Raw genomic sequence first — 16,504 nt, forward strand, 5'->3', positions numbered from 1 at the left:
TAAAGCATAAAGCTCACGCCTTTAAATTTAAGTTCTTCGTCGATTCCGACTGTTACGAATAATTTATCAGCAGTCTAACTTATTATAGAACCAAAATTTAATAGCTCAATATAATTAAAGGCCGATTGGATAATTATAATCCAATCGACCTCATATGAATACACGATAAATTAATATCACTGATATATGCTACTATTGTTGAACTAAGATGTGATTGTATCTCTTTCTAATACTGGCTTTAAGTATCGACCTGTATAGCTTGCTTCAACATTCGCAATCTCTTCAGGCGTACCTGTGGCAACAATTGTACCGCCACCATCTCCACCTTCAGGACCTAAATCAATAATATGATCTGCCATTTTAATCACATCCAAGTTATGTTCAATAATAACGACAGAGTCACCATTTTCTACTAGTTTATTCAATACTTTAAGCAATCTACTAATGTCATCAACATGTAAACCAGTTGTCGGTTCATCTAAAATATAAATGGATTTACCTGTTGAACGTTTGTGTAATTCTGAAGCTAATTTAACACGTTGCGCTTCTCCACCTGATAATGTCGTTGCAGGTTGCCCTAAGGTTACATATCCTAGGCCAACATCGACTAATGTTTTTAATTTACGATGTATTTTAGGTACATTTTCAAAGAAATTAGTCGCATCTTCAGCAGTCATCGCTAAGATATCAGCAATATTTTTCCCTTTATAAGTTACTTCTAACGTTTCACGATTATATCTTGTACCACCACATACTTCACATGGAACATACACATCTGGCAAGAAATGCATTTCGATTTTGATAATTCCATCACCTTTACAAGCTTCACAACGGCCACCTTTAACATTAAAGCTAAAGCGTCCTTTAGAATAGCCACGAACCTTGGCTTCATTTGTTTGTGCAAATATATCTCGAATATTGTCAAATACACCAGTATATGTTGCTGGATTTGATCTTGGCGTTCTACCAATTGGTGATTGATCAATATCAATAATTCGTTCTAGTTGATCAATACCTGTGACCTCGTCACAATCACCAGGTTTAACTTTAGATTTATTAATTTCTTTTGCTAATGATTTATATAATACCTCATTAACTAGTGAACTTTTACCGGAACCGGATACACCAGTGACTACTGTCATTGTAGATAGTGGAAATGACACGTTTACACCCTTTAAGTTATTGCTACGTGCACCTTTAACTTCTATCTTTCTGTCAGTAACTTCACGACGTTGTTCTGGTACTTCAATACGTTTCTTACCACTTAAATACTGACCTGTTAGTGATTTTTTATTATTCATAACTTGCTTTGGTGTGCCACTTGCAACAATTTGACCACCATGTTCTCCGGCACCAGGTCCTACGTCCACTAGATAATCAGCAGCTCTCATCGTATCATCATCATGTTCAACAACGATTAATGTATTACCTAAATCTCTCATTTCTTTTAACGTGTTAATCAAGCGATCATTATCACGTTGATGCAATCCAATAGATGGTTCATCGAGTACATAGAGTACTCCAGATAATCTAGAACCAATCTGTGTGGCTAAACGAATTCGTTGCGCTTCTCCACCAGATAGTGAACCTGACGCTCGATTTAAAGTTAAATATTCTAACCCAACATTATATAAAAATTCTAATCGCGAAATAATTTCCTTTAGGATTTGATCGGCAATTTTTTGATCTTGCTCTGATAAATCGATATGTTGATATAAATGTAATGCGTTTTTAATAGAATTCTCTACTATTTCACCAATATTATGACCTGCTACATAAACTGATAGCGCTTCTCTACTCAATCGTTTACCATGACATGTTTCACATGGTAGCTCAGTCATATACTTACTCATCATTTCTCTCACTAGTTCTGATGGTGACTCATGATAGCGACGATTAATATTTGGAATTACACCCTCAAACTCCATTGTACGTTTACGTGTTTGACCATTACGTTGTTTAAAGGTAAATTCGATTTCCTTACCTTTAGAACCATATAAGATGATGTCCTTTTGTCTATCTGTTAATTTTTTATAAGGTTTATCCATATTTATTTTAAAGACTTCGCAAACACGTTTTAACAATGTTGGATAATATTCCGAACTTGTTGGTTCCCAAGGGATGATTGCACCTTCATTCAGTGTTTTGTTTGGATCAGGAACAACTAAGTCTAAGTCTACTTTTAACTTTTGACCTAAACCATCACAAGTTGGACACGCTCCAAAGGGACTGTTAAAACTAAACATACGTGGCTCTAGTTCTCCAATAGAAAACCCACAAATTGGACAGGCGTGATTTTCAGAGAACTTTAACTCCTCACCATCGATAATATCTACGACGAGGTTGCCATCTGCAAGTTGTAATCCTGTCTCAATTGAGTCTGCTAGACGTGTTTCGATACCATCTTTCACAACTAATCTGTCGACTACGACTTCGATAGTATGATTTTTATTCTTATCTAATTCTGGCACTTCATTAATATCAGTAATTTCACCATCTACTCGTACACGAACATAACCTTTCTTACCAATATCATCAATCAACTTCTCATGAGATCCCTTTCTATGAGAAACGACGGGTGCTAACAATTGAATTTTAGTACGGTCTTCCAACTCCATAACACGATCGACCATCTGTTGCACTGTTTGTGATTCAATTTCAATGCCATGATTTGGGCATATTGGTTTCCCTACACGTGCATATAATAAACGGATGTAATCATAAATCTCTGTAACTGTTGCTACCGTCGAACGTGGGTTCTTACTTGTTGTCTTCTGATCAATAGATATTGCAGGTGATAAACCTTCAATTGTATCAACATCGGGTTTATCCATTTGACCTAAAAATTGTCTTGCATATGCACTTAATGACTCTACATAGCGACGTTGTCCTTCGGCATATATAGTATCAAACGCTAGTGACGATTTACCGGACCCTGAAAGTCCTGTCATCACAATCAACTTATCTTTAGGTATTTCGATATCTACATCTTTTAAATTATGGGCACGAGCGCCTTTAACTACAATAGATGGTTGTTTCATATACTTCACCCTTCTGCTTTTAATTCAAATAACATATCTCTCAATTCTGTCGCCTTCTCGAAATCTAAATCTTTGGCGGCTTGTTTCATTTCCTTTTCTATATTGGCAATTGTTTTTTCGCGTTCTTTCTTCGTTAATTTCTTAGGTACTTCTGTTTGTTGTTTTTCATTTGTGTCATCATTTTCTACTGTCGCGCTAATAACGTCATGGATTTGTTTATTAATGGTCGTTGGTGTAATACCATGTTTTTCATTGTATGCCATTTGAATATTACGACGACGTTCTGTCTCATCAATCGCATATCTCATAGAATCCGTAATTTTATCTCCATACATGATTACTTCACCTTTACTATTACGCGCAGCACGTCCAATTGTTTGAACTAATGAACGCTCTGATCTTAAGAAACCTTCTTTATCAGCATCTAAAATTACAACAAGTGATACTTCTGGTATATCTATACCTTCTCTAAGCAAATTAATCCCGACGATTACATCATAGGTACCCATTCGTAAATCTCTAATAATTTCAATTCGTTCTAATGTCTTTATTTCCGAATGTAAGTAGTTAACCTTAATTCCTGCTTCTTTCATATATGTCGTTAAGTCTTCACTCATTTTCTTCGTCAATGTCGTAACTAGTACACGTTCATTTCGGTCTATTCGTTCTTGAATTTCGCCAAGTAAATCATCAATTTGATTTTCCGTAGGTCGGACCTCAATCTTAGGATCAAGCAAGCCAGTTGGTCGAATAATTTGTTGTACCATTTCGTCTGTGTGCTCTAGTTCATAAGGTCCTGGTGTTGCAGAAACGTAGACCAGCTGATTTGTTTTTTCTTCAAATTCTTCAAACTTAAGCGGTCTGTTATCCAGAGCACTTGGCAAACGGAATCCGTGATCAACTAAGACTTGCTTTCGTGCACGGTCACCATTGTACATACCACGAATTTGTGGCAATGTCACATGAGATTCATCAATCATAACCAGCCAATCGTCACCAAAATAATCAAGTAAGGTATATGGTGTCGAGCCCATTGGTCTCAATGTTAAATGAACGGAATAGTTTTCTATACCAGAACAAAAGCCCATTTCTCGCATCATTTCTAAATCATAATTCGTACGTTGCTCTAACCGCTGCGCTTCTAGTAGTTTATTTTCCGCTCTCAATTCTTCCAAACGTTCTGCTAATTCATTTTCAATTCTTTGTATTGCAGATTTCATCTTTTCCTCACGTGTTACGAAGTGGGATGCCGGGAAAATTGCAAAATGTTCGCGCTCTCTCAATACTTCTCCAGTTAAATAATTGACTTCGCGTATACGATCAATCTCATCACCGAAAAATTCAACTCGAATACACATTTCCTCACGAGAAGCAGGAAAAATTTCAACAACATCACCGCGTACTCTAAAGGTACCTCTTCGGAAATCAATGTCGTTTCTAGTATATTGGACGTCAACTAACTTTCTCAGTAACTCACTTCTATCCATTTCCATACCTACACGTACACTTACAACTAAATCTCTATATTCTTCCGGATTACCTAAACCATAAATACAGCTCACACTGGCAATTATGATGACATCATCTCGTTCAAACAAAGCACTTGTAGCAGAATGTCGTAGTTGATCAATTTCATCATTGATTGATGCATCCTTTTCAATGAAAGTATCTGTAGATGGTACATATGCTTCCGGCTGATAATAGTCATAGTAACTTACGAAATACTCTACTCTATTTTCAGGGAAAAATGTCTTAAATTCACTATATAATTGACCTGCTAATGTCTTATTGTGTGCTATGATTAACGTCGGTTTGCCGACTTCTTTGATAACATTACTCATCGTAAATGTCTTACCAGTTCCCGTCGCACCAAGTAATGTTTGATGACGTTTCCCTTCATTTACACCTTTGACAATTTCTTTAATCGCTTCTGGTTGATCACCTTGTGGCTCGAAATTGGATTGTAGTTTAAATGGATAGTGTTCCATGTTGACACACGCCTCCTATATATTTTCTTATGTGACAAATGTAACGCAAAGTTCTATGCTTTAATATTGATTTGTCTACTAAATTGTAAATTATTGTGTATAGTGTATAACCTTATTCTATATTTTAACAGATTTATGCACAAAAAGACAAACGTTTGTTCGTTATTTTAACATGTGTAAACAACAAAAAACAAACATAGTATCTTACCATGTTTGCCTTAATTTATTGCTTTATTTATTTTAAGAAGGTAATTATTTTATAGTTTACAAGTCATTTTTACAACTAGATTGCTTGTAACTTATCATTAATCACCATCATGCTTATGAAATTCGAGTTGATCGATAATAATATATCCCGCTAATAATGACACGACATCAATAAATATGATCCATTCATTATGAAAAAAGCCTTTGGCAACAGATGCCCCAATTAAGATGAGTGTCAAAATAGTGCCGACCCATTTATTTCTCGTCAGCACACTAAATAGTACGACTAATATGCATGGAAAAAATGCCGCAAGCATATACCAAATCATCTATGTCACCCATTTCTATTATTTAGGATTGTCATCGTTGTTTCTCTCAGTTCGGCACGTGGAATAAAGTTCTCAGTTAACATCTCTGGAATAATATTATCTATAAAATCTTGCACGGAACTTAAATGATCAAATTGCATAATTGTTTCTAAAGACATCTCATAAATTTCAAAAAACAATGGTTCCGGGTTACGTTTTTGTATTTCTCCAAATGTTTCATATAATAAGTCAATTTTATCTGCTACCGATAAGATTTGACCCTCTAAGGAATCATCCTTACCTTCTTGTAACCTTTCACGATAGATATCTTGGTATGCTTCAGGAATTTCTTCGTTAATAAAATGATCTACCATTTCTTCTTCAACCTGTGAGAATAGTTTTTTTAATTCTCCACTCGCATATTTAACTGGTGTCTTAATATCACCTGTAAACACTTCAGCAAAGTCATGGTTTAGTGCTTTCTCATATAAACTTTTCCAATTCACTTCATTGCCATGATATTCTTCGACAGTTCCAAGATATTGAGCAATTTTAGTTACTTTAAATGAATGTGCAGCAACATTATGTTCAAAGTATTTGAATTGGCCTGGTAATCGAATTAATTTTTCTAAATCAGATAAACGTTTAAAGTATTGATGTACGCCCATGATATCGCCTCCTAAGTTTATTTAATGAATGATTATACTTGCTTTTATAATATCATTCAACAATCAAAATGTCTTATCAAATAGCTGTTAAACAAATAATTAGCAATTTAGAATTTCTATCTTTTCAGTTTATTAAGATTTCATATAAATTTTTATCGTTAAAATAAAGCCACACCGTAATATAACAGTATGGCTTTATCTCATATTAGAAATTATTTTTAAATTGTTACTAGTGAATATAGTTATACGCACTAGGTTGTTGTATCGTACGATATGATTTCTGTCCGACGCCTTGCCAATTCATTTCAGAAACAACAATGGATCCATCGGTATTTTTATGTTCTACCACACCAACATGTCCATTTGGACCAGATGTACTTTGCATAATTGCCCCTACTTCTGGCGTATGATTAACTTCATAACCACTTTGTCTAGCTGCATTTGCCCATTGATTGGCATTACCCCATAAATTGCTTACAGGCTTACCTAATTGACTACGTCTATCAAATGCGTAACTTGTACACTGACCATTATCATAGTAATTAGTGCCACCACTACGGCCAATACTTTGTTGTCCACTGTAATAATGATTGGCGTCATATTGATAAGCATTGGAATAATTACTATTTACATCATTATTCCACGATTGATAGTTAGAAAATTGAGTTGGTTGAGCCACATCATTCTGAGGATAATTCGGTGTCAATATTTGCGAATCACTTTCATCTGTTGGTTGTTGTAATGTATCTGGTGTCCCCCAGCTTGCTTTATCATCATTATATAAATGCTTTGAACCTGCTTCCGATATAGCAATAAGTTGCCCCGGATGAATCGTTTCTGTAATCTGTGGATTCAATTTAAATAAGTCATCTAATGATATCTCATGCTTATTGGCGATATTTGTAAGTGTGTCGCCACTTAATACTTCTACGATATCACGATCAGGCACGACCACTTTTGTTCCAGTCGCAATAGAAGTCACACTATCATCCAAATTGTTTAGCGCCTTAATTTCATCGATATTGGTAGCAAATCTTTCAGCAATTTGCGTAAGTTCCATCTCCGAAGATGTTGTATGTATTTGTTCCGCTGACGCTATATGATTCACACCTAAAAACAGTGCCGTCGTCGATGCAGTAACTATTAAACCTTTCTTCATTGCTATGTTCATTCCTTTGCTGTCTTATTATTATACAAATTTAATATAGCACAAAAACTTTTGCCATATTGAACTGTTAACAGACTGTAATACAATGGTTATTTAGTCCTATATGCAGTAAAATAAAATCTCTTAAGAAAGCTATGGTATAACTAGCTTTACTAGCTTAATATTACTAAAATTGCACCCTTCATATATAAGCTCATGTAATATAACTAGATGATAGAAGCATATAATTAGAACATCATATCAATTTCTGCATAAATTATTGTACTATTGCTGACAACAATGCCACCTCTATATAATAAAAATGCCTTATAAGACAGTTGCAAGATGCACAACTGTATATAAGGCATAAAATGATTTATTAAACTATTGCATTATGAATGATCCATTTGACTACGTAAGTATGCTTCAATAAATGGCCCAATTTCACCATCCATTACTGCATCAGTCTTACCGGTTTCTTCATTCGTTCTATGATCTTTGACCATTGCATATGGATGGAACACATAAGATCTAATCTGGCTACCCCAGCCAATCTCTTTTTGTTCACCACGTATTTCTGCCATTTCTTGTTCTTGCTCTTCTAATTTTAATTGATATAGTTTAGATTTCAATGTCTTCATGGCAGCTTCTCTGTTCTTAATTTGTGAGCGTTCATTTTGGTTGTTAACAACAATTCCAGACGGATGATGGGTAATTCTAATTGCAGATTCTGTTTTGTTAATATGTTGACCACCAGCACCTGATGCTCTAAATGTATCTACTGTGATATCGTCTGGATTTATATCGATTTCAATATCCGCATTGTTAAATTCAGGAATAACATCACAAGATGCAAAGGACGTATGCCTTCTTCCAGATGAGTCAAATGGCGAAATACGAACTAATCTGTGTACACCCTTTTCAGCCTTTAAATACCCATATGCATTGTGACCTTTCACAGCAAATGTCACACTTTTAACTCCAGCTTCATCACCTGGTAAATAATCCATAATCTCTACTTTAAAGCCTTGTTGTTCACAATAACGTTGGTACATACGTAATAACATGTTTGTCCAATCTTGTGATTCTGTACCACCAGCACCTGGATGTAACTCGACGATGGCATTGTTTGCATCATATGGTCCATCTAATAAGAGCTGTAATTCAAATTGGTCCAAATTATCTTTGAATTGTTGGACTGACGTTTCTAAATCAGCTTTCATCGTTGCATCCTCTTCTTCGAGTAATAATTCTCTTGTCGTTTCCATATCTTCAATTTGTGCTTCTAGATCACGATATGCATTAACAATACTTTTCAAAGCGTTATTTTTATCAATTATTTCTTGTGCTTTATCTTGATTGTCCCAAAATGTTGGATCAGCCATCATTTCTTCATATTCTTGAATATTCGTCTCTTTTTCTTCTAAGTCAAAGAGACCCCCTAAGTTGCTCTAATTTTTCATTATAACTCTCTATATTTCTTTTTATTTCCGATAATTCCATCTAAACATCGCTCCTATTATAATTGAAAATTTACTTACTATTACATAACAATTGATTGAAGAAAAGCTAACTAAAGCTACATAAATGGTTCACTCCGTTTCAATAGTATACGAGCATCATGGTTATTATATGTTAAACTCACACTCATTTTCAAAACAAAACCGGAAGTTGATAATCACAAATCAATGCTTCCGGTTTCATACTGTCACGCTTAAATCACCTAAGCACCATGACAGTTTTTATATTTTTTACCGCTGCCACAAGGACAAGGATCATTTCTACCAATATGCTCATCTTTAACGTAAGGTTGAGCCTTTACCTTTTCTTTACCATCTTCAGCATTTGCTGATACGTGTTCAGCTTTACCGAAATCAGTCGTTTTGTCACGTTCAATATCATCTTCAACAGTAATGACAGATTTCAAGATATATTTACTTACATCTTCTTCTATTGTTTCCATCATTGTATCAAATAATTGGTGACCTTCATTTTGATAATCACGTAATGGATTTTGTTGTGCATAAGAACGTAAATGAATACCTTGTCTCAACTGATCCATTGTATCGATATGGTCTGTCCAATGATCATCTATAGATCTTAATAGAATCATGCGCTCAAATTCTGCGAATTGACTGCCTATTTTTTCCTTTTGATCTTTAAATGCAACTTCGACTTTTGCCCATACAATTTCAAAGATATCATCATTATCTTTACCTTTTATTTCTGATTCTTTCAAAGCACCTTCGCTTAAGAATACATCATCCACATAGTTGATAAATGGTTCGTAATCTGGTTCGTCCTCTTCGTCATTTACATAGTAACGTACACTGCGTTCTAAAGTAGCACGCATCATTGCTTCGACTAATTCACCACTAGAATCACTATCAATAATACTATTACGCTCTGTATAGATGATTTCACGTTGTTTACGTAATACATCATCATATTCAAGTACACGTTTACGTGCATCAAAGTTGTTACCTTCAACACGTTTTTGGGCAGATTCTACAGCACGTGACACCATTTTTGATTCTATTGGTGTTGAATCATCCATGCCTAAACGGTTCATCATATTTTGTAAACGTTCAGAACCGAAACGCACCATTAATTCATCTTGTAGTGATAAGTAGAAACGACTATCACCTTTGTCACCTTGTCGACCAGAACGTCCACGTAATTGATCATCAATTCTTCGTGACTCATGACGTTCGGTACCAATAACAGCAAGACCACCAAGTTCTTCAACGCCATCGCCTAGTTTAATATCCGTACCACGACCAGCCATGTTTGTAGCGATTGTTACAGCACCCTTTTGACCTGCGCCTGCTACAATTTCTGCTTCTCGTTCATGGTTTTTAGCGTTTAATACATCGTGTCGAATACCTTTTTTCTTTAATAAGTCTGAAATATATTCACTCGTTTCAACTGCTACTGTACCTAATAGTACCGGTTGACCCTGTTTGTGCTTTTCAATGACATCTTCAACGACTGCATCGAATTTACCTTTTTGACTAATATAAATTAAATCCGGTTTATCTTGACGTTGTACAGGTTTATTGGTAGGAATTTGTGTTACCGTCATATTATAAATATTGCGGAACTCTTCTTCTTCCGTCTTAGCCGTACCTGTCATACCAGATAGTTTATTGTACATTCTGAAGTAGTTTTGGAATGTAATTGAGGCCATGGTTTTGGATTCGTTTTGAATCGTCACACCTTCTTTAGCTTCAATGGCTTGGTGCAGACCTTCTGAGAAACGTCGACCAGGCATTGTACGTCCAGTAAATTGATCGACGATTAATACTTCGCCGTTATTTACCATGTAATCTACGTCTTTTTGCAGTGTCACATGTGCGCGCAATGCTGTATTGATATGACTAATGATTTCTACGTTTTTAACATCATAGAGGTTATCGATTTTGAACATACGCTCTGCTTTATCGATACCTTGTTCTGTTAATTGAACTGCCTTTGTTTTTTCGTCATAATTATAATCATCTTCATTTTTTAACATCTTAGCGAAAACGTTAGCTTGTGTATATAATGAAGTAGATTTTTCCGCTTCACCAGAAATAATCAATGGCGTACGTGCTTCATCGATTAAGATTGAGTCTACCTCATCAATGATGGCATAGTTTAAAGGTTTCATTACACGCTCTTCAGCATAATTCACCATGTTATCACGTAAATAATCGAAACCAAGTTCATTATTGGTACTATAAGTGATATCACTTGCATAAGCGTCACGTTTTTCTTCGGTAGACTTACTATTTAAGTTCAAACCAACCGTCAAACCAAGGAACTCATACAATTCCGCCATTTCTTGACTTTGACTACTTGCTAAATATTCATTGACAGTAATAACGTGTACCCCACGACCTGTTAACGCATTGAGGTAGGTTGGCATCGTTGCTGTTAAAGTTTTACCTTCACCGGTTCTCATTTCAGAGATATCACCATTATGAATCGCGATACCACCCATAACTTGAACTTTATATGGACTCATATTAAAGACACGCTTTGCACCTTCTCTTACTAATGCAAATGCTTCCGGTAGAATTTCGTCTAATATTTTATTTTGTTTCTTAATGTCCTCTTCACCACGCAATCTTTCTTGATATGATTGCGTTTTTTGTTTAATTTCATCGTCTGTTAATATCGATATATCCTCTTCTAATGCAAGGACTTTATCGGCTAATTTGCCAAGGCGTTTTATTTCTTTTTTATTGCCATCTGCAATTTTTGATAAAAAACCCATTTTGTTCGCTCCTTTAGCTTAATAACTCTTAGCTTACAACAATTTATGATATCATTTATAAGCCTAAATTTACACTTATAGACCTCTCTATTTCCTACTTTATTAACATATATGTGTCAATTCATTAATATCATTGTATTGCCTTAATTAAATACTACCCATTGATATAACTTTGCATGTACTATTATATTTCACTTTCAAATTATTTCATAGTAACATAACAAAAATTGGGCGTCCACGATTTAACATAATCATGAACGCCCTGCGTACAAATCATTTATAGAAAGTACAAAGATTAATCAGTAGTTTCAATCAATCCATATTTCCCATCTTTTCGTTTGTATACGATGCTAGTTCCATCAGTTTCACGATCTGTGAAAATAAAGAAATCATGCCCTAAAAGATCCATTTGTAATACTGCCTCTTCTGAATCCATAGGTTTCAAACTGAAGTTCTTTGCACGGATAATTTCGATATCACCGTCACCATCATTTTCAATTGGCTCGGCTTCTAATTGTTCAGCTTCATTTTCTTCTGGTAGTGAAGCGAACACTTCTTGTTCACCGCGATTACGCTTTTTGCGGTTAACACGTGTTTTATATTTTCTTACTTGTCTTTCAAGTTTATTATTGATTAAATCAATGCCAGCGTATAAATCATCGTGGCGTTCTTCAGCTCTCAAAGTAACATTTTTCAATGGAATAGTTACTTCAATCTTAGTAGCTGAATTTTGATATGTTTTTACTTTAACGTGCGCAGTTGCGTTTGGCACATCGTTAAAATAGCGTTCTAATTTACCAATTTTCTCCTCAATATAGTTGCGAATCGCATCAGTAATAGTGAGGTTCTCTCCGTGAATTTCAAATCTAATCATAGTAATCGACTCCTTTAAAACCTCTATATTGGTAATATTGCTTACTCATATAATACCACGTTTATGCTACCGTGCAAACGTAAACACATCGAATTTTCTGATTTTTCTAATAAAAAGTTTTTCCGCAGCTTGATGCACCGTTAATCCAGTCGTATAAATATCATCTACCAACAATACTTGTGCATGAGTTAAATCAATATCGTCTATGACATGGAATGGATTACGCGCATTAATTCGATTACTTTTTGGCAAATTCGCCTGTTTCTCTCTATAATCCATCGTAAGCACTGCTTTATATTGTATACGCATTTGTGACAGTACCATCCTAATAGGATTAAAGGTTCTTTGATAATCGCGTTGCTTGGGTGATGGTATCGGTATAATTAAATCATAGTGTTGCTTTGGTAAGTTCATCATTGATGCGAATTGTTCACACAAGGCAACATCTTTATCAAATTTATATCGCTTTATCAAATCCTTCATTACGCCATCATATTGAAATTGACAATATAATTGATCCATTAACGTATAATTGCTTTCTAAGTATTTACAGTCTAAACATGTCTGTTCTTCTGTACTTAAATACTTTAAACATCTCGAACAACGCTTTATATTATCTTTTATTTTCACTTTTTCCCAAAGTTTTGTGCATTGTTTACAAAATAGTGTAGCTGGTTTGAACAATGTAACTGCATTTAATGGTTCGGTAAAGTAACCTCTACAATGGAGGCATTTAATCATGAATCCACCCCTTTTTACGTGCGAGTTTATTCATCTGCACAATTGTGCTTCGTGCTTTAATCATCTTAAATGTAATACCTTGATGACAGAACATGACTAAACCAGTTGGTGATGCCATTTTTCTACCAACCCGCCCAGCTATTTGTATTAATGCACTACTTGAAAATTTATGACTGTCTACAACAATTACATCTAAGTTAGCCATCGTGAATCCACGCTCTAAAATTGTCGTTGTAAATACAACACGATATTGTCCGCTTCTTAATGCCTCAACTTTATCCAACCGATATGGATCTTGACTATGTACAGTCGTAAGCGTTTCAATATCTTTGTGATAAATTTGATACATATATTCCATTATTTCAATATTATGAAAGAATACAAGTGTATACCGTTTAGCTTGTATTTGTTGGGTTAATAAACTTAAAAACTTAAATTGCTTTTTATGAGGGATAATTCGAAAGTATTTAAAAATAGGTACTGGCAAGGGGTATTGGTGAAATCTCGCTGGCAATCTAATGATGTGTGATTTATCAAATTGTTTGATTAACCATGGTGTTGGTGTAGCAGTCATATAAACTGCACTACCATCTTCATTTTGAGCAGCAGTAATGACTGACATCAGTGTAGGGTCCATTGATAATGGAAATGCATCAACCTCATCCACAATAATAAAGTCGAAATGACCTTTAAAGCGCATTAATTGATGCACAGTAGCAATAACAAAATGTCCATCGTATTTTTGCCTTTGTCCTTGATACAACACATCGATTTGTTCATCGTGAAAGGCCTCTCGTATTCTGATTTGCAGTTCAATTATCACATCGACACGTGGAGATACGATAGCTACATTTAAACCTTGTTTTCTTGCTTGATGAATCGCCTCAAATATCATTTCAGTTTTACCAGCACCTGTGACAGCATATAGTAATAGCGCTTGACGTTTCATTAATGCCGTCACAATTGCAGCAGAGGCATAATGTTGTTGGGGAGATAACTTGAAAGGTAAATCATAAGCTGCTTCACTCTTTTTATGCCCTGTTACAGTGATATAAACTTGATGATGACTATCCATTTTTCCAAGAGAAATACAGTTTCGACAATAAACAATTGCTTTATTTAGACAATCCGACCGATACGTATAAAAGTGTTGCTGAACTGTTGTTTCACATTGTTTACAATGCCACTGACCTCCAATGTCACATACACCTGTAGTTACTTCATGAATCGTTTCTGTCGTTAATAACTTGCGATCTGTTACTAACCTTCCATAATAATGTATATTAAATCTACCTCCTTTAATTAAAAAAAGACATCACATTACCGAAGCATGTCATGTCTTTATCTCTATATGTTCTTAATCTAAGCGAATATTTCTACCAACGTACCCTACTGCTATGCCACCAGAACCTAAATGTGCAGCGACAACAGGTCCAAAATATGATTTGTGAATTTTATGTTGTGGGAATGTCTTTTGCACTTCATTGTACAACCACTCACCATCTTCTTCGATGTCACCCACGACAACATGTAAGGTCACTTCATCAAAGCCTTGAATATGTTCATTTACTTTTTCAATAATTTTTTTCAATGCACGCTTTTTAGTTCTTACCTTTTCATCTGGAACAATTAAACCGTCATCGAATTTTAGAACAGGCTTCATTTTTAACATTGTACCAATCCATGCTTGCGCACCTGTAATTCGTCCACTCTTTTGTAAATTTTTCAGATCATCTACCATCAGAATGGCACCCGTAACATCAATCATGCGATTTAATTCTTCGAGAATCTGATCAGGTTGATTTCCCTGTTCAACCATTTCGATAGCACGCAAGACGTAACTGCCTTCAATCATAGCTGCTAACTTCGAATCAAAGGTATGTACGTTGATGCCTTCAATCATTTCACCAGCTTGTGTAGCAGTTTGATAACAACCACTAATACCAGATGATAAGAAGATACAGATGACGTCGGTATACCCTTCTCCACGTAATGCTTCAAAATGCTCTATAAAAGTACCAATAGCAGGTTGACTTGTTGTTGGTATAGTTTTAGATGTCTTCATCTTGTCATAAAATTCTAATCTAGAAATAGATTCATTTTCAACGAAATTTTCCCCAGTATCAAACGTAACACTTAAAGGGGCAACTCTTATATTATATTTATCAATTAATGTTTGTGATAGATAGCTTGTAGAATCTGTCAAAACAGCAATTTTCATCATAATCCTCCTTCATTATACTCACAACAATAATACATTATTTTTAGTTAAAAGAAAATTTATTTTTAAACATTTAATACAGGCTTCATTTCAGTGTATACTATATATAAATTGACTAACACGTATAATAAATAACATATATAATTTACGTCGTTTTTATTGGAGGGCAAAATATTGGGAGAATCAATTATTACAATTAAACGTGCACATACAATAGAGAATGTAATTAACAAATCACGTTTTATTGCACATATTCAACCTGTTGCTTCCGAACAAGAAGCAAAGGACTTTATTGAACATATCAAGAAAGAACATAAAGAAGCGACACACAACTGTTCAGCTTATACCGTTGGTGATCAGATGAATATACAAAAGGCCAACGATGACGGTGAACCAAGTGGTACAGCAGGTGTACCAATGTTAGAAATCTTAAAAAAATTAGACATACACAATGCCTGTGTTGTGGTTACACGCTATTTTGGTGGTATAAAACTCGGTGGTGGCGGTTTAATCCGCGCATATAGTGGTGCCGTTAGAGATGTGATTTATGATGTAGGACGTGTACAATTAAGGCCAGCCATCCCAACTACGGTCAGTATTGGTTACGATTTAACTGGTAAATTTGAGTATGAACTTGAAACGACTCCCTTCTTCTTGAGAGATACTGTCTATACAGACAAGGTGAGTTATCAAATCGATGTAGTAGCTACCGATTATGATGACTTTATCGCCTTTTTAAACCGCAATACATCTGGTAATTATGATTTAACACAGGATGATATCGTACTTTTACCATTTGATATCGAAACTGCGTAGCCTCAATACTTTACTAGACATACAATCAACATCAGCAAATTCGTCTATTTGTATACAAATAGACGAATTTTAATATTTATATTGTCCTTCGTCATGTAGTCTATTAAAGAGAAAACATTTCAAAGAGTAGCGTCATATGGCATTGCTCGTTTTCAACCAGTCTTATAGTTATATTAGCTCGATTACAAACACTTAATAATTTATTTCTTATTAAATACTCAAAGATATTCAT

General features: G+C 34.9%; 12 protein-coding genes. 1 reads left to right on the forward strand and 11 read right to left on the reverse strand.

Features of this window, described 5'->3' with window-relative positions:
• Positions 1-203: 203 nt before the first annotated feature.
• From uvrA to fakB1, 11 genes are all read right to left on the reverse strand, one after another.
• Positions 204-3,041: an excinuclease ABC subunit UvrA gene (gene uvrA, locus JN168_RS10555; RefSeq protein WP_042738233.1), complete on the reverse strand. Its 2,838-nt coding sequence runs from the start codon at positions 3,039-3,041 to the stop codon at positions 204-206.
• A gap of 5 nt (positions 3,042-3,046) precedes the next feature.
• On the reverse strand, positions 3,047-5,029 hold the full coding sequence (uvrB, locus tag JN168_RS10560) for an excinuclease ABC subunit UvrB (protein WP_042738232.1): 1,983 nt from the start codon (positions 5,027-5,029) through the stop codon (positions 3,047-3,049).
• A 305-nt stretch (positions 5,030-5,334) separates the two neighbouring features.
• Entirely contained in the window at positions 5,335-5,565 is a 231-nt protein-coding gene (locus tag JN168_RS10565) for a CsbA family protein (protein WP_107512776.1), read from the reverse strand.
• A 5-nt stretch (positions 5,566-5,570) separates the two neighbouring features.
• Positions 5,571-6,212, reverse strand: a complete 642-nt coding sequence (locus tag JN168_RS10570; RefSeq protein WP_042738230.1) for a YfbR-like 5'-deoxynucleotidase — start codon at positions 6,210-6,212, stop codon at positions 5,571-5,573.
• A 229-nt stretch (positions 6,213-6,441) separates the two neighbouring features.
• Positions 6,442-7,371, reverse strand: a complete 930-nt coding sequence (locus JN168_RS10575; protein ID WP_107580346.1) for a COG3942 and LysM peptidoglycan-binding domain-containing protein — start codon at positions 7,369-7,371, stop codon at positions 6,442-6,444.
• Positions 7,372-7,751: 380 nt separating this feature from the next.
• A protein-coding gene (gene prfB / locus JN168_RS10580; RefSeq protein WP_107512795.1) for a peptide chain release factor 2 occupies positions 7,752-8,862 on the reverse strand; the annotation gives its coding sequence in 2 pieces (ribosomal slippage) (positions 7,752-8,789 and positions 8,791-8,862; 1,110 coding nt in all).
• A 220-nt stretch (positions 8,863-9,082) separates the two neighbouring features.
• A complete protein-coding gene (gene secA, locus JN168_RS10585; protein ID WP_279525883.1) occupies positions 9,083-11,620 on the reverse strand; it encodes a preprotein translocase subunit SecA in 2,538 nt (845 codons plus the stop codon).
• 295 nt (positions 11,621-11,915) lie between these two features.
• Positions 11,916-12,494, reverse strand: coding sequence for a ribosome hibernation-promoting factor, HPF/YfiA family (gene hpf, locus JN168_RS10590; RefSeq protein WP_042738226.1), 579 nt, complete (start codon positions 12,492-12,494; stop codon positions 11,916-11,918).
• A 66-nt stretch (positions 12,495-12,560) separates the two neighbouring features.
• Positions 12,561-13,235 (reverse strand): ComF family protein, encoded by a 675-nt coding sequence (locus tag JN168_RS10595; RefSeq protein ID WP_232154833.1) that lies wholly within the window; start codon positions 13,233-13,235, stop codon positions 12,561-12,563.
• The gene (locus tag JN168_RS10600) at positions 13,228-14,310 is read right to left on the reverse strand and encodes a DEAD/DEAH box helicase family protein (RefSeq protein WP_279525884.1); all 1,083 of its coding nucleotides are present in this window, start codon (positions 14,308-14,310) and stop codon (positions 13,228-13,230) included. The genes JN168_RS10595 and JN168_RS10600 overlap by 8 nt, the downstream gene beginning before the upstream one ends.
• 282 nt (positions 14,311-14,592) lie before the next feature.
• Positions 14,593-15,456 carry a fatty acid kinase binding subunit FakB1 gene (gene fakB1, locus JN168_RS10605; protein WP_229367001.1) on the reverse strand — a complete coding sequence of 288 codons (864 nt, stop codon included), beginning with the start codon at positions 15,454-15,456 and terminating at the stop codon, positions 14,593-14,595.
• Positions 15,457-15,630: 174 nt separating this feature from the next.
• On the opposite strand from fakB1, the gene JN168_RS10610 reads away from it, so the two are divergent.
• Positions 15,631-16,272: a YigZ family protein gene (locus JN168_RS10610; protein ID WP_229367000.1), complete on the forward strand. Its 642-nt coding sequence runs from the start codon at positions 15,631-15,633 to the stop codon at positions 16,270-16,272.
• Positions 16,273-16,504 lie beyond the last annotated feature (232 nt).

Source organism: Staphylococcus gallinarum (assembly GCF_029774255.1).
Taxonomy (GTDB): Bacteria; Bacillota; Bacilli; order Staphylococcales; family Staphylococcaceae; genus Staphylococcus; species Staphylococcus gallinarum.

Coding starts and splice junctions, on each gene's coding strand:
- fakB1 (WP_229367001.1), bottom strand. CDS start 15,456: ATGAAAATTGCTGTTTTGACAGATTCTACAAGCTATCTATCACAAACA.
- uvrA (WP_042738233.1), bottom strand. CDS start 3,041: ATGAAACAACCATCTATTGTAGTTAAAGGCGCTCGTGCCCATAATTTA.
- uvrB (WP_042738232.1), bottom strand. CDS start 5,029: ATGGAACACTATCCATTTAAACTACAATCCAATTTCGAGCCACAAGGT.
- JN168_RS10575 (WP_107580346.1), bottom strand. CDS start 7,371: ATGAAGAAAGGTTTAATAGTTACTGCATCGACGACGGCACTGTTTTTA.
- secA (WP_279525883.1), bottom strand. CDS start 11,620: ATGGGTTTTTTATCAAAAATTGCAGATGGCAATAAAAAAGAAATAAAA.
- JN168_RS10600 (WP_279525884.1), bottom strand. CDS start 14,310: ATGGATAGTCATCATCAAGTTTATATCACTGTAACAGGGCATAAAAAG.
- JN168_RS10570 (WP_042738230.1), bottom strand. CDS start 6,212: ATGGGCGTACATCAATACTTTAAACGTTTATCTGATTTAGAAAAATTA.
- JN168_RS10595 (WP_232154833.1), bottom strand. CDS start 13,235: ATGATTAAATGCCTCCATTGTAGAGGTTACTTTACCGAACCATTAAAT.
- hpf (WP_042738226.1), bottom strand. CDS start 12,494: ATGATTAGATTTGAAATTCACGGAGAGAACCTCACTATTACTGATGCG.
- JN168_RS10565 (WP_107512776.1), bottom strand. CDS start 5,565: ATGATTTGGTATATGCTTGCGGCATTTTTTCCATGCATATTAGTCGTA.